Origin of the sequence: Flavobacterium sp. F52 (genome assembly GCF_000278705.1) — a bacterium.
Classification (GTDB): domain Bacteria; phylum Bacteroidota; class Bacteroidia; order Flavobacteriales; family Flavobacteriaceae; genus Flavobacterium; species Flavobacterium anhuiense.
In genome coordinates, this window is record NZ_AKZQ01000003.1 from 115260 (window position 1) to 130817 (window position 15558).

Annotated in this window: 13 protein-coding genes and 1 pseudogene; 7 read left to right on the forward strand and 7 right to left on the reverse strand. The window is 33.7% G+C overall.

Annotation, left to right across the window (positions count from 1 at the left end):
• Nucleotides 1–154: 154 nt before the first annotated feature.
• From FF52_RS01500 to FF52_RS01510, 3 genes are all read left to right on the forward strand, one after another.
• A complete protein-coding gene (locus FF52_RS01500) occupies nt 155–3595 on the forward strand; it encodes a methylmalonyl-CoA mutase family protein (RefSeq protein WP_008462373.1) in 3441 nt (1146 codons plus the stop codon).
• Between the two features lie 332 nt (nt 3596–3927).
• Complete coding sequence (locus FF52_RS01505) at nt 3928–4386, forward strand: hypothetical protein (protein ID WP_035690563.1); 459 nt, start codon at nt 3928–3930, stop codon at nt 4384–4386.
• A gap of 3 nt (nt 4387–4389) precedes the next feature.
• Nucleotides 4390–4806, forward strand: coding sequence for a hypothetical protein (locus tag FF52_RS01510; RefSeq protein WP_008462375.1), 417 nt, complete (start codon nt 4390–4392; stop codon nt 4804–4806).
• 227 nt (nt 4807–5033) lie between these two features.
• On the opposite strand, the gene FF52_RS01515 is transcribed toward FF52_RS01510, so the two are convergent.
• The gene (locus tag FF52_RS01515; protein WP_008462376.1) at nt 5034–5357 is read right to left on the reverse strand and encodes a hypothetical protein; all 324 of its coding nucleotides are present in this window, start codon (nt 5355–5357) and stop codon (nt 5034–5036) included.
• Nucleotides 5358–5549: 192 nt separating this feature from the next.
• On the opposite strand from FF52_RS01515, the gene FF52_RS01520 reads away from it, so the two are divergent.
• On the forward strand, nt 5550–5957 hold the full coding sequence (locus FF52_RS01520; RefSeq protein WP_008462378.1) for a helix-turn-helix domain-containing protein: 408 nt from the start codon (nt 5550–5552) through the stop codon (nt 5955–5957).
• A gap of 50 nt (nt 5958–6007) precedes the next feature.
• On the opposite strand, the gene FF52_RS01525 is transcribed toward FF52_RS01520, so the two are convergent.
• The 6 genes from FF52_RS01525 to FF52_RS01550 all read right to left on the reverse strand — a co-directional run bounded on the left by FF52_RS01525 (nt 6008) and on the right by FF52_RS01550 (nt 10381).
• The gene (locus FF52_RS01525; RefSeq protein WP_008462379.1) at nt 6008–6499 is read right to left on the reverse strand and encodes a GNAT family N-acetyltransferase; all 492 of its coding nucleotides are present in this window, start codon (nt 6497–6499) and stop codon (nt 6008–6010) included.
• A 130-nt stretch (nt 6500–6629) separates the two neighbouring features.
• Nucleotides 6630–7016, reverse strand: a complete 387-nt coding sequence (locus tag FF52_RS01530; protein WP_008462381.1) for a hypothetical protein — start codon at nt 7014–7016, stop codon at nt 6630–6632.
• Between the two features lie 327 nt (nt 7017–7343).
• On the reverse strand, nt 7344–7730 hold the full coding sequence (locus FF52_RS01535; protein ID WP_008462383.1) for a hypothetical protein: 387 nt from the start codon (nt 7728–7730) through the stop codon (nt 7344–7346).
• A gap of 366 nt (nt 7731–8096) precedes the next feature.
• Complete coding sequence (locus FF52_RS01540; RefSeq protein ID WP_008462386.1) at nt 8097–8498, reverse strand: DUF3244 domain-containing protein; 402 nt, start codon at nt 8496–8498, stop codon at nt 8097–8099.
• A gap of 500 nt (nt 8499–8998) precedes the next feature.
• Nucleotides 8999–9403 (reverse strand): secretion protein, encoded by a 405-nt coding sequence (locus FF52_RS01545; RefSeq protein ID WP_008462388.1) that lies wholly within the window; start codon nt 9401–9403, stop codon nt 8999–9001.
• Between the two features lie 612 nt (nt 9404–10015).
• Nucleotides 10016–10381 (reverse strand): DUF3244 domain-containing protein, encoded by a 366-nt coding sequence (locus FF52_RS01550; protein ID WP_008462389.1) that lies wholly within the window; start codon nt 10379–10381, stop codon nt 10016–10018.
• Nucleotides 10382–10831: 450 nt separating this feature from the next.
• Here FF52_RS01550 and FF52_RS01555 point away from each other — a divergent pair, with 450 nt between their 5' ends.
• From FF52_RS01555 to FF52_RS01565, 3 genes and pseudogenes are all read left to right on the forward strand, one after another.
• Nucleotides 10832–11704 carry an AraC family transcriptional regulator gene (locus FF52_RS01555; protein ID WP_008462391.1) on the forward strand — a complete coding sequence of 291 codons (873 nt, stop codon included), beginning with the start codon at nt 10832–10834 and terminating at the stop codon, nt 11702–11704.
• A 191-nt stretch (nt 11705–11895) separates the two neighbouring features.
• On the forward strand, nt 11896–12756 hold the full coding sequence (locus tag FF52_RS01560) for an alpha/beta hydrolase (RefSeq protein ID WP_008462394.1): 861 nt from the start codon (nt 11896–11898) through the stop codon (nt 12754–12756).
• A 554-nt stretch (nt 12757–13310) separates the two neighbouring features.
• Nucleotides 13311–15558, forward strand: a pseudogene (locus FF52_RS01565) (immunoglobulin domain-containing protein); the annotation flags it as partial.

A 15558-nucleotide genomic window follows, 5' to 3' on the forward strand; every position in this document is an offset into this window, starting at 1 on the left:
CTTTAAGCTTTCTTTAACTATATCAATTAGTTACGTAAATTGTTACCCTTTCGGTTTACGAAATCGATTTATTTTTGTTAACATAAAGCTATTGTCTTAATCAAATATTAAAATATTTTGTACATTGGTCGCATAAAATTATCATATTCATAAAATGGAACAACAAATACCATATATTCCTAAAAATAAAGTAAGAATTGTTACTGCTGCTTCGCTTTTTGACGGACATGATGCAGCCATAAATATTATGCGACGCATTATCCAATCTACGGGTGTTGAAGTAATTCATTTAGGGCACGATAGGAGTGTGGAAGAAGTCGTAAATACCGCCATTCAAGAAGATGCCAATGCTATTGCCATGACTTCGTACCAAGGCGGACACAACGAATACTTTAAATATATGTATGATTTGCTTCGCGAAAAAGGAGCGGGGCACATTAAGATCTTTGGTGGAGGAGGAGGGGTAATCTTGCCAAGCGAAATCGAGGAATTACATGAATATGGTATTACAAGAATTTATTCTCCAGATGACGGACGTTCTCTTGGTTTACAAGGAATGATTAATGATTTGGTTGAGCGCGCCGATTTTCCGATTGGAGATAAATTAAACGGAGAAATCGATCATATCGAAAATAAAGTTCCAACGGCAATTGCGCGTTTGATTTCTGCTGCCGAAAACTTTCCTGAAATTGCAAAACCAGTTTTTGACAAAATTCACGAAAATAATGCCACTTCAAAAATTCCAGTTTTAGGAATTACAGGAACGGGAGGTGCCGGAAAATCTTCTTTGGTGGACGAATTGGTTCGCCGATTTTTAATTGATTTCCCAGAAAAAACAATCGGATTAATTTCTGTTGATCCTTCTAAGAGAAAAACAGGAGGAGCACTTTTAGGAGACAGAATCCGTATGAATGCCATAAATAACCCTCGTGTGTATATGCGTTCGCTGGCGACACGTCAGTCGAATTTGGCTTTGTCTAAATATGTTGCTGAAGCGATTCAGGTTTTAAAAGCCGCAAAATACGATTTGATTATTTTGGAAACTTCAGGAATTGGTCAGTCTGATACAGAAATTATGGATCATTCTGATGTTTCTTTATATGTAATGACACCAGAATTTGGAGCGGCAACACAATTGGAGAAAATCGATATGCTTGATTTTGCCGATTTAGTGGCTTTAAATAAATTTGATAAACGTGGAGCTTTAGACGCTTTGCGAGATGTAAAAAAACAATATCAGCGTAATCATGGTCTTTGGGATAAAAGCCCAGACGAAATGCCAGTTTTCGGAACGATTGCTTCGCAGTTTAACGATCCGGGAATGAACACGCTTTACAAAGCGATTATGGATAAAGTGGTTGAAAAAACGGCTTCAGATTTAAAGTCGACTTTTACAATCACAAAAGAAATGAGCGAAAAGATATTCGTAATTCCGCCAGGAAGAACACGTTATTTATCTGAAATTGCCGAGAATAATAGAAATTATGACGAGACTGCAATTGCGCAGCAAAAAGTAGCTCAGAAATTATATGGAATCTTCAAAACCATTGAATCGGTTTCGGGTAAAGTTCCTCAAATTACAAAAGCAGGAATCGACGATTCTTCTGTTTTAACAGGAGGATTTCAAGAACACGACGAAAACAGAATCTTTTTAAACCTTTTACTGAATCAATTCGATAAAGTAAAAATGGACTTAGATCCGTACAATTGGGAGATTATCCTGAATTGGGACGAAAAAGTAGCGAAATACAAAAATCCGGTTTACTCGTTTAAAGTTCGTGATAAAGAAATCAAGATTGCAACGCATTCTGAAAGTTTATCACATTTACAAATCCCAAAAATTGCTTTGCCTAAATATGAAGCTTGGGGCGATATCTTGCGTTGGAATTTACAGGAAAATGTTCCTGGAGAATTTCCGTTTGCTTCGGGATTATATCCGTTTAAACGTGAAGGCGAAGATCCGTCAAGAATGTTTGCGGGTGAGGGAGGACCAGAAAGAACCAACAAGCGTTTTCATTATGTGAGTGCGGGAATGCCAGCAAAACGTCTTTCGACAGCTTTTGATAGTGTGACTTTATACGGAAACGACCCAGATTTACGTCCAGATATTTACGGGAAAATCGGAAATGCGGGCGTTTCAATCTGCTGTTTAGACGATGCTAAAAAACTATATTCAGGTTTCGATTTGGTTCATGCTTTGACTTCGGTAAGTATGACGATTAATGGACCTGCGCCAATGCTTTTAGGTTTCTTTATGAATGCCGCAATCGATCAGCAATGTGAGATTTATATCAAAGAAAATGGTTTAGAAAAAGAAGTTGAGGCAAAAATCAACAAATTATATAAAGAAAAAGGAATCGAAAGGCCGAAATATCAAGGCGAACTTCCAGTAGGAAACAACGGTTTGGGATTAATGCTTTTGGGCGTTACGGGAGATCAGGTTTTACCTCAAGAAGTGTATAACGAAATAAAAGCCAAAACGTTATCGCAAGTTCGTGGAACGGTTCAGGCGGATATTTTAAAAGAAGATCAGGCGCAGAATACTTGTATTTTTTCAACTGAATTTGCGTTGCGTTTAATGGGAGACGTTCAGGAATATTTTATCAATAAAAACGTTCGTAATTTCTATTCGGTTTCGATTTCTGGATATCATATTGCAGAGGCAGGAGCAAACCCAATTACGCAATTGGCATTTACGCTTTCAAATGGTTTCACTTACGTGGAATATTATTTGAGCCGCGGCATGAACATCAACGATTTTGGACCGAATTTATCGTTCTTCTTCTCCAACGGAGTAGATCCAGAATATTCGGTTATTGGTCGTGTGGCACGTAAAATTTGGGCAAAAGCCATGAAAAACAAATACGGAGCCAACGAAAGAGCACAAATGCTGAAATATCATATTCAAACTTCTGGACGTTCGTTACACGCACAGGAAATTGATTTTAATGATATCAGAACAACTTTACAGGCTTTGTATGCCATTTATGATAACTGTAACTCATTGCACACAAACGCTTATGACGAAGCGATTACAACGCCAACAGAAGAATCTGTACGTCGTGCGATGGCGATTCAATTGATTATTAATAAAGAATTAGGTTTAGCGAAAAACGAAAACCCAATTCAAGGTTCGTTCATCATAGAAGAATTAACCGATTTGATTGAAGCTGCAGTTCTTCAAGAATTCGACAGAATTACAGAAAGAGGCGGAGTTCTAGGCGCAATGGAAACGATGTACCAACGTTCTAAAATTCAGGAAGAAAGTTTGTATTACGAAACTTTAAAACACAACGGAGATTTCCCAATTGTGGGTGTAAATACGTTCCTGAGTTCAAAAGGTTCGCCAACGGTAATTCCGGCTGAGGTTATTCGCGCAACCGAGGAAGAAAAACAATACCAGATTACAATGTTGGATAACTTGCATAATTTCCATGAAGCAAAAGTAAACGAGCATTTAAATACCTTACAGCAAGCGGCTATTAAAAACGAAAACTTATTCGACCATTTAATGGAAGCTACGAAGGTTTGTTCTTTAGGTCAGATTACTTCGGCGTTGTTTGAAGTTGGTGGACAGTATAGAAGGAATATGTAAAAAAAAAATGTTTTTCAGAACGGTTATGATGATTTGTTGCTAATGTTTAAGCATAATGCGTTTGTTTTTATGATTTGTAAAACAAAATTCTAAAACTTTATCAAAAATAGATAGATGATTTTATGCAAAAGCTTATCGCACTTATTAAGAAAGAATAGTAAAAGACTTCATAATAATTAGGTATTTAAATGACTACTAATGTTTTTTATACTGAAACTATCGTTATTTTTGTCTTAAACAAGATTTTTTTAACATAATTTTTATTTACATTTGCTTGCAATGAAAACATAATGCTTTTGTATAAAAGACTTATAATCAAACGTTTTAATAAAATGGAGTGCACTACCACCAAATCAAGAATTCAAGAAACTTTTAACGAAGTGACTGAATTATCTAATAAAAAAAATATTAAAGCAGCGCATGAGCTTGCAATAAATAAGTTATTAGATAGTATCTGTAAAGTTAGGGATATATTATTTGAAAGGGCTTCTTTAATTTCCGAATTGAATTTAAAAATGGCAAAATTGTCACATTTAGAAAACTTAGATGATGAATGTTTCGAAATGATTAGAAAAATATTAGATCAATCTAAAGCATTTCATCACAAAGCAATTCGTAATTATGTAGAATTAAATTGGTTAATTAGAAAAGGAATAGCTACAGAAGCGATGCACGCATATAAAGATGCATTAAATGATTTAAAAGAATATACAGAAGATCTTGAGGACTTATTTTTCAATTTGCCTGATGATAAAGAATTTGCTAACCGAATAGAAATGTTAAGCAGATAGTGAATGAGCATATATTGTACTGAAGATTTTATTAAAGAATTTAAGAATATTATAAAAAAAAAGCAATATAAAGATTTTGAGAATTTGTTTCATGCATTTTTCTTGCCTTCTAATATAGCAAATATTGGAACAGGGGATAGATTATTTGGTCCAACTACGATTCCATATTTGAAAAAAAGAATTCCTGATTCATCGGGTTATCGCTTTTACTACCTTTTAGAATTTAGTACAGGAAAAGTTATTCTTAACTTTGCACATGCAAAAAGACCTCCTTTGGGATTTGAAAACATTTCAACGAGAAAAAAGAAAGAATTGCACGATGCAGCACTAGTAAGTAGAAGTACATCTGAAGGATTATTCACTTTTGCGTGGGATCCAATTAATCAGAAAACAATTTTTACACCAGTATCAAAATATTAAAAAGTCCATTGAAAATATAATTATTTTTAATGGACTTCAGGTTGGTTTACATTTAAGTTTGAACTTTTAATATTAACAAAAGTTAATTATTAAGAATTCAAAAATTGTACTGCCTTGAGTGGCTAGTAGATAAAATATTGTTTCTCTCGCTAGTGCCAGTGATTAAAAGTGTTTTTAAGATGACTTAATTTTGTTGTCAACTTAAAAAAACAAACCGTGACCATATGTCACGGTTTGAAATATAAATCCTCCCCAACAAATCCCAAAAACTCCATTTCATCCATAGGAAACAAATGCAGAACCGTTTCCAAAATCAGACTCACATTAATAGTTGCACTTTTATCTTTTTTAGAAAAATTATGCATGTCGTTATCAAGGGCTAGAATGCATAATTTTAGCAAATCGGTAATGAGGCAGCCGAGTTCTAAATAATTTACCACTTTAAATTGTACGGTATAAGAATTGGCTTCATTGGTTGGTTTTAGCGTTGTAAAATACTTAGCGGTTAATTTTTGCAGTTTTTGAAGTTTTTCTGTTTCGTTCGTTTCCATAAGGCGTATATTTTTAAATGATTTACAATTTGACTTTTATGAAATTATTATAAGAAAAATTGTACTTTTGTTTGATTCAGCGAAGGAAGAAATAGATTTTCATGTGTACTATCAATTTTTTGTGTTTGGTACACGATTAAATATGTTTTTTACATCTCGCAGATTCTTACACTAAATTATTATCTTTGAATTATGAGCACACTAACAAAACCAAATCATATAGGGCGAAAAATAAGCCGTATTCGTGAACTTCGTGATATGAAGCAGGAAGCTTTGGCGCAGGCTTTAGGAACAAATCAGCAAGCGATTTCTATTTTAGAAAATAGTGAAACGATTGATGAAGATAAACTTATCGCAATTGCAAAAGCATTGGGTGTAACAGCAGAAGCAATTAAAAACTTTTCAGAAGAAGGCGTGATTAATTACTTTAATACTTTTAATGAAAGTCCCAATAACTATTTTGGACTTAATAATTGCACTTTTAATCCATTAGACAAATTAATGGAAACGGTAGAAGAAAATAAAAAGCTTTACGAACGTTTGCTTCAGGCAGAAAAAGATAAAAATGAATATTTGGAGAAATTGCTAAATCAGAAATAATAATTATAAAGAATAAAAAAAGCATTCGTATTAACGAATGCTTTTCTATTTTAATTATCATCTAATTGGCTCATATCACACCTCATGGTTGTCGTTATTGGTGCAAATCCTGCTCTCCTGTAAGCGTTGACTGCCGCTTCATTTTCAGAATAAACCTGTAATCTAACCTCGGTTATTCCCTGGGATGAAACCCATTTTTTAAGTTCGTTAATTAATAGGTTAATTAGGCCTTTTCCTCTAAATTCTGGATCAACGTACATAAAACCGAGATATCCATATAGTTCATGTATTTGATAGGGAAGAGCAGTTCGAATTTGAGCATATCCACTACCAACAATTTGATTGTTAAAGTCTACAACCAAAACTTCGCTCTTGCTGTCTAAAATAAGCTCCTTTATGTCATAATAAAAAATCTCACCCTCTTTTAATGTTGGGTCATAGGGTCTTTCTGCATTTACTAAAAATTGTAGAAATTCGGCAAGTTTAGGTAAATCTGCAATTACAGCTCGCCTGATTGTTATGTCTTTTGGGTTTTCATTCATATTTCAAATATATTGAAAATAAATTTCTCCAGCTAGCTGGTTTCCTCTTTCAAAATGATAATGTTGCAGAAAATTAGGCAGAATAAAAAATAAACCTCTCAGAAATGAGAGGTTTTTATAGATTTAAGTTTTAAACTTTCTTTTTTATTGTTGTTTTCGGTTTACGTTTTAATTTTTCGATAAGAGCATCGGCTTTTGCATTTTCACAAATAAAACGTAACGATTCTGCGTAGCGATAATAATATACAGGTTCTAAGTCTGTGGTTAGCGAAAATAATTTGGTGTACCATTCGGCTGCTTTTTCGAGTTCGCAATTCGAATACGATGAATTTCCTAGTTTTTGAAATAAGTCTACAGATTTGTAGCCTTTTGCAGCAACCTTTTCGTAGGTTTTTATAACGTCGACATAAGCGTATTTTTCGCCGACTTTATCGGTTTTATAATAGGTTTCATTTTGCGCAGCTGCACGAAATGAAAATACGATTAACAATACTAAAAGAGCTAGTTTTTTCTGCATAGGTTTTTAGTTTTGGTTGTGGTATTTAATCGTATTCATTAATTGTTTTTGAAAATCTTTCACTGCAAGAAACAGTTATAAAAACAATTATAAACTTCACTAATTTATTTTTATTGTATGCTTGATGCAATTTTGGTTACAAATATATGGAAATCAGTAACATGAATTGATTTTAGACGACGTTTTGTAAATAAAAACTGTTGTATTGCATTTTAGAATTAATTGATTTTGAAAGTTTTGAATATACAAATTAGATTTTATCGAGAAATAAAACAAAAAAAGCAGCTCCTGGTACGAGCTGCTTTTCTAATTTTTAGGGGCAAAAAATTAACGACGGAAAGCTGGACTCTGATTTACAGATTGGTCTAACTTTACAGTCTTTACTTTTTTAGCAGCAACTTTAATTTCGTGCTTCTCAATTTTGTCGTTGGCTTTCACTTCAAGAACATACGTTCCAGCAGGAAAACTTTCTAAACTAATTGTTTTAGAAACTTCCAATTTGTCTGCTGCAGATTCTCCCGCATAAAGTAAGTTGTGATTCTCATCATAGATAGAGAAAGATGCATTTTCTACAGTGTCTAAAGTAAAGCTAACTACTTTTCCGTTTCCTGTTTTGATATTTAAAATGTAATCACCTTTTCCATCAATGGCATAGGTAAACACAGTCGCTAAAAAAAAGGCAGCAACTAAACCAGCTTTGGTAAATTTTGTCATGTTTTTTTTAAATTGTTAATTACTAAATGTGGAACGCGTAAAACTACAAATACAAATTTAATTTTTAGCAATAAAATGGCATTTTTAAATCCATAAGTTATTGAATTGTAATTATTTCTGCATTTTGTTTGAACTATGTACGCAATTACTGGGCTTACGGATTGTTTTTTCTTGAATATTTTTTAGTCCTTAAAAATCAGTGGGTTGTAATTAATAAGAATAATTTTCAGAAAATGGTTTTGCTTTGCAATTTTGGATTTATTATAAAACAAAAAAACAGCTCCATAACCACCAAGAGCTGTTTCTTAAAACGTAATTTTTAATTTTTTTAACCTCAATTTATACCTTTTTGGGGCGTATAAATTCTTAGCGCGCAGCAACACTTGAATTTTTGGCAAAACCAGCTTTGTAAACTGAAGAAATTGCAGTTCTGGATAATGACGCAGTATCATCTATTGTAATTTCATATTTTGCTTTTTTCACATTGTCTTCTACTTCTAAGTAATAAGTTCCCTCAGGAAATTGCTCTAAACTGAAAGTTCTTAAAATTCCATCTTTTCCAGATGCAGTTTCAGAATAGATTAAAGTTCCGTCATTGTCATAAATAGCTAAATTGGCTTTCTGTACTTTGTTAAGAGCGAAAGTGATCAGTTTCCCATTAGCTTTTAATACATGAAGATTAAATTCTCCATTTCCATCAATTGCGTAAGTGCTTATTCCTGTGAAAAGCAACGCTGCTACTAAACTCAATTTTGCAATCTTTTTCATGGTACTTAGGTTTTAAATTAATAGTTCTAATTCTCTGATGCTAAATTACTTATGTATTACATGAAAAAGCACAACTGTATTTTCTGATTTCTATGCTATATTCTCATTTACGAAACCGTTATAGGTTAAATCTTGAATTATTTTTAACGTTTTTGTTAATTCGGTTATTATTTTTTAATGTTTCGCTTGTTTTTAAGTTTGCAATGGTTTAAGGATTTATTTACATAAAAAGGCGCTAAGATACTAAGATGCTAAGGTTCTAAGTTTATCTTTAACGTTTAAATGGTAGTGCATTAATATACTGCAGGCAAAAAAGGCTTAGAATCTCAAAATCTTTCAAAAAACTTAGAACCTTAGCATCTTAGCGTCTCAGAACCTTAAATAAAAAGCAAAAAAAAACAGCTCAGTAACCACAAAGAGCTGTTTTTAAAACTTTTGAAAGTTTTTAAACTTACTAACTATCTAACCTCACTTTATACTTATGAAAAGCATAAACTTTTTTAGCGTGCTGCCACGCTTGTATTTTTAGCGAAACCTGCTTTATAAACCGAAGAAACTGCTTTTTGAGATAAAACAGAAGAATCGTCAGTTATTGTGATTTCGTATTTTGCTTTTTTTGCATCGTTTTCTACTTCTAAGAAGTAAGTTCCTTCTGGAAATTCTTCTAAGCTGAAAGTTCTTAAAATTCCATCTTTACCTGAAGCGGTTTCAGAATAAATTAGAGATCCGTCTTTGTCATAAATAGCTAAATAGGCTTTTTGTGTTTGGTTAAGGCCAAAAGTGATCATTTTGCCATTAGCTTTAATAACGTGCAGGTTAAAATCTGCTGTTCCATCAATTGCATAAGTGCTTATTCCTGTGAAAAGCAACGCTGCTACTAAACTCAATCTAATAATCTTTTTCATGGTATTTAGTTTTTAAATTAATAGTTCTAATTCTCTGATGCTAAATTACTTCGGTTGTAAGTAAAAAAACAATACTATATTTGCCAATTTCGATGCTATATTCTCATTTACGAAACCGTTATATGTTAAAATTTGATTTATTTTTTACTGTTTTGGTTGATTTGGTTATTATTTTTCAACGTTTTTGATGGTTTTTAATTTACAATATCATAACGGTTTCTTTAAAAAATGTAGGAAGTTTTGAAAGATGCTAAGGTTCTGAGATACTAAGTATCTAAGTTTTTTTTGGATGATGTGTTTAACCGCAAAGGGCGCAAAGATTTTTACTTAAGATTGTGAATACAAACGCAAAGTTCGCAAAGCTTTATCGAAAAAAACTTTGCGAACTTTGCGTTTCCCGATAGCTATCGGGATTGTGTCTTTGCGGTAAAAAGAAACTTTACTGTTAAGAAAGTATAAAGCAAAAAAAAAACGGCTCAGTAACCACAAAGAGCCGTTTTTAAAACTTTTGAAAGTTTTTAACTTACTAACTATCTAACCTCACTTTTTATACTGTATTAGAGTATAAAGTTTTAAGTGCCGTGAAGAATTGCACTTAACGTTTATATTTTCTTAGTTAACAGAAACTGTTCCTTTTGAAGACAAAACAGAACTATTAGCGTTAACAGTAATATCGTATTTTACTTTTTTGAAGCTGTCAGCAACTTCTAAAATATATTTTCCTTCTGGAAACTGTTCTAAACTGAAAGTTCTTAAGATTCCGTCTTTACCAGAAGCGGTTTCAGTATAGATTAATTCACCATTATCATCATATATACTAATAACTGCTTTTTGTAATTGATTAATTCCAAAAGCAATTACCTTGCCATTTCCTTTTAATACATGAAGATTTAACGTTTCATTTCCATCAATTGCATAAGTACTCATTCCTGTTAGAAGTACTGCACATACTAAACTTAATTTCATAATCTTTTTCATATTCTATAGTATTAAATTTTTTTCGTTCATTTCTCTGAGGCAAAGTTATAGCAGCATGTGTGTTATTTTAACATCTATATTTTCCAATTTATATGCTATATTCTCATTTACGAAACCGTTATAGGTTAAAATTTGATTTAAATCTTATGTTTTTGTTAATTTGATTGTTATTCTTCAAAGTTTTTCGAAAACTTAATACTTCTTAAAATTTCCATCTTTCTTACAATTTTTAACATATTGGTATAAAATCAGGTTTTAAATGGGATAAATAAAAAAAAAGTAGAGAAAAAAAATAAGACCTTAAAAAAATGCCGATTTTGATATAAATTTTTCAGTGTTAAGAACGTTATTTTAATGTAAAATTCGCATTTACGAAACCGTTGTAGGTTAAAATTTAAATTATTTTAGGCGATTTTGTTAAATTTGCTATTATTTTTTAAAGAAATTATCATGAAGACTATTGCCCCAGCTCTAGAAGTGATAACTAACTCATACGGAAGTTCTTTTACCTACACTAAACACGCCGAAAAGACCAATAGCAAAGCTCATTTATGGCACTATCATCCAGAAATTGAGTTGGTTTATATAAATGGCGGGGCTGGAAAAAGACAAATAGGAAGCCATGTTTCTTATTATACCAATGGTAGTTTACTTTTAATAGGAGCTAATTTACCGCATTGCGGTTTTACAAATGAGCAGACAGGAAATACAAATGAAACTGTTATTCATATAAAACCTGAATTTTTAGGAAGCGATTTTTTTGTTGCTCCCGAAATGAAAAAAGTTCAGAATATATTAAAACAAGCTAAAGGTGGAATCGCTTTTGGTGGTGAAACGAAAAAACGTATTGGAGAAAAAATTGAAATGATGGAAAATGAACCGCCATTTCAAAGATTAATGACTCTTTTGACTGTTTTAGACGAACTAGAATCAGCTGAAGAATATACCATTTTAAATGCTGACGGATTTACGATGGAACTTCAGACTCAGGATAATGATCGTATGAATGTGGTTTTCAACTTTGTGAAAGATCATTTTCAGGAATCTATTTCTATAGATGAGGTTTCTAGTTTGGTGAGTATGACTACGCCTTCTTTTTGTCGTTATTTCAAGAAAATTTCAAACAAAACATTTACTGAGTTTGTAAATGAATATCGTTTAGTGCATGCTTCAAAGCTTTTGGCAGAACAGCCTATGAGTATTAATGAGGTTTGTTACGAAAGCGGTTTTAATAATTTCAGCCACTTCAGCAAATCGTTTAAACAATATACCGGTAAAAGCGCCTCGCAATACCGTCACGAGCATAAAATTATAATCAGCTAGTTTTTGGCTTGATGCTTTTTAGCCACGAATTGCTTCGCCTGTTCGCTGTCGCTCGAGTCACGAATTTTATTTGATATTAATTTGTGAATTCGTGGCTATCTTTTTTAAGTGCAAGAAGAGGTCGGATTTTTCATATATTTTATTCTGAAAAAAGGTATATTTACAAACCCTAATCAGAAAAAAATATTAAAATGAAGAAATTTAAAATGCTATTGTCTGCATTTTTGCTTTGTCTTACCACCATGACATACGCTGCAAAAGTAGACACACTTCAAGTTGCCAGCACTGCAATGGGAAAAACCTATAAAGCAGCGGTAGTTTTGCCCAATTCTTATGCTAAGAGCAAAACCACTTTTCCAGTAATGTATCTGTTGCATGGCGCATACGGACATTTTAGCGACTGGTTAAAAAATACTCCAAACAAGAAACTGGTTCACAATCTTGCAGATCAATATAATATGATAATCGTAATGCCAGAAGGCGAGACGTTTAGTTTTTATATTGACAGTCCTGTAAATAAAGAAAGTCAGTTTGAGACTTTTATTACGCAGGAAGTAATTCAGAAAGTAGATAAAACGTACCGAACAATTGCCAATAAAGGCGGAAGAGTAATCACGGGGCTTTCAATGGGGGGGCATGGCGCTTTGTATTTATCAGCCAGACATCCCGATTTGTTTTGTGCAGCCGGAAGTATGAGCGGTGCCGTAGATATGAGTACAATGCTTAACAGAGATTCGTCTGCTCAAATTGTCAAATTAATGCAGCCTGTTTTTGGCGATAAAAGCGGAAATACTGAATTGTACGAGCAAAATTCTGTTTTAAGAATGGCAGATAAACTAAAAGCGAACAAGTTGCCACTAATAATAGATTGCGGTGTAGATGATTTTTTAATTGAACCCAATAGAGAGTTACACAGAAGATTAGTTTATAACAAAGTCGACCACGATTACACAGAACGTCCAGGAGCTCATACATGGGATTATTGGGAAAACTCGCTTCCGTATCATGCATTATTTTTTAGTAAAATATTGTTTAAAACTAAAACAAAGTAATTGCGAAATTCATATTTTTTAATCAACATGCGTGTTATTGTGTTGTTTGGCTAATATGTTTTTAGGAAATTGACAAAAAAGACCTTTTGTTTTTGAAAAATGAAAGGTCTTTTTTTTATTTGAAAAAGCGCTTCGTACTACTTTTCTTTCTTATCATGTTCCGTTCATCGATTATTTTTGAATGATATCGATTTTACTCCTTTTTAATTGAGAGCATTTAGGTTATTAACTAATTTTAACAAATGTTTTCCCCCTGATCGTCAATGTCAGATTAATTTCTGAGGGTCAAGTCTTTTTATAAGAGTTTTAGATTTTGTGCTTCATAACTTTTGAAGATGGTTTATTATTTACATGTAATTGCCAAATCTGCAAACTATCTGGTTTTTTGCTAATGTAATGGTATTCTAAATACTATTATTATGAAAAAAACTATTCTTTATCACATCAAGATTTTACATGAATTTTGTAAAGTCTTTCGTTGTTCTTTTATCGATTTAATTTTTCCAAATTTTAATTTGACGAAAATTATTGTGCACAAAAAGTATCAATTTTATGTGATGGTACTTTTTATGCTATTTGCTATCCATCCTTCCTTGCATTCACAAGCTATATCTGGAGCGGCTGTACAGGCTAATTTTGGTATTGATGCTGACGTTTATGCAAACAAAGAGCAATTTTTAGTTCCCCCGACGGTTTCGGGCATCTATGATGACTGGTTTTTTAGCTCTGCTTTTGCAAATGGAACCGGTCAAAATGTTATCGATCAGACTAATGCGGCGGGACTGAAAACATCAATCCAAGCTAATAATAATTTTACATTCGAAAAAAGAATGTCGAAACCCAAAAATACCATGGTTGGTAATTTTTTGTGGATTGATGCTGTTTACGGGCGGGACGGAAATTCAACGCAAAGTAACAACGACTCTAATACTTTTTCTGGAAATTCCAACAAGAATGGTGATAATCCGACTACTTGGGCTTTAGGTTCAGGTAGTATCCCTCAAAAGGATGATATTGTTGATGTTTACGGCTATTTAAGGAGAGACTTATCTCCAGCCGCATTAGCAATTAATCCTAATGGAATTTTATGGGGCTATGGAGGAGCATCTAAAATTTCTTCTGATGGAAACTCACATTTTGATTTTGAATTTTTTAGAACAGAAGTTAGCTTCAACGGTAGTGCATTAGTTGGTACAGGTAGTCAAGCAGGACACACGGCATGGACTTTTGATGCCACAGGAAAAATACTTGTTCCTGGTGACGTACTTGTTGCTATCGATTTTGAAAATGGTGGTACAAAACCACTGGGTAGTGTAAGAGTCTGGATGTCGAGTGCTGATATTGCTAATTTTAACTCAAGACCTAACAGACCATTTGATCTTACTGGTGTTTTTGACCAAGGCAATGGTGCACCTCCTTACGGATATGCCGAAATAAAAGCAAAAGGAGGAGGGATACTTACCAATGTTTTTGCAGTTGTTAATGTAACGGCTGCAACATTAGGTCCGCCTTGGGGAACTTTAGAAGGTTCGCAAGCCAATTTTCAAGATAATTATAAGGCTTTGCAGTTTACAGAGTTCGGACTTAATTTGACAGCGTTAGGCTTGGATAGCCGAAATGTTAACCAAAGTCCTTGTTCAAATTTATTAGGTAGTCTGATAGTAAAAACAAGATCGTCATCTTCATTTACGGCAGAATTAAAAGATTTTTCGGGGCCTTATTTATTTGGAAATATTACAGATGTAGCTGTAGTAGGTAATGTTAGCAATCCATTGACTTGTAATAATCCAACAGCTACTTTAACAGCAACACCAACTCCACCCAATGCCACTATAAAATGGTACGGACCTTCACCTGATGGCATAGCCGATGGCCCTTTTCTACCAGGAAATGCTCCTGTTGTATCGGTTAACGGAGTTTATACGGTATATGCTTATACAAATTTAGAAGGCTGTTTTGCTAAAAAAACGGTCACAGTCCTTGAAAATAAAGAACCGCCAAATGTTAATGCGGGAGAAGATAAAGTTTTAACGTGTTTAATAACATCAATAAAATTATCTGGCTCATCAAGTACGCCTAATGCGACCTATTTATGGAGTACATTGGATGGAAACATTGTATCGGACGGTACAACGCTCACACCAACAATTGATAAGGCTGGAACTTATACCTTAACAGTCACCGATCCTATAAATGGATGTAAAAAAGCAGATGACGTAGTTGTGACAAGCACTCCGCCAACGCCTATTAATATAACTTGTCCTGAAGATAATATAAAAAGTTCTTGCTTTTATGCCGATCAGGCTGCGGTTAATACTGCTTTTGATGCTTTTAAACAAAGCTTTACAGCTTCGGGAGGTAATGGAACTTTAACAATTACAGGATTAGAGAATTTGACTCCTCCAGCTTTATGCGGAGGAACTGTAACCGTAAATTATAATGTTACTGATTCTTGCGGATTACAGAAATCATGTTCTGCGACTTTCACCATTACGGCTCCTGCGACGGTAAGCGCAGAAGCTCCGACCTCAGTGAATGCTTCGGCCTGCGCGTATGCAGACCAGGCCGCATTGGATGCCGCATTTGAGGCCTTCAAAGCGGGCTTTAAAGTGAGCGGCGGCTGCGATGCGAAAGGGGAAATCCAAGGTAGTCCCGTAGCGCCGAAACTTTGCGACGGCGGAACAGTGACGGTTACCTATAAAGTGACTGATAAATGCTATGAGACAACCATCAGCAGAGACTTCACCATTACCTCTCCTTCAGCAGTGGTTCCTGTATCGCCAGATCCGTTTAGCGCTTCCG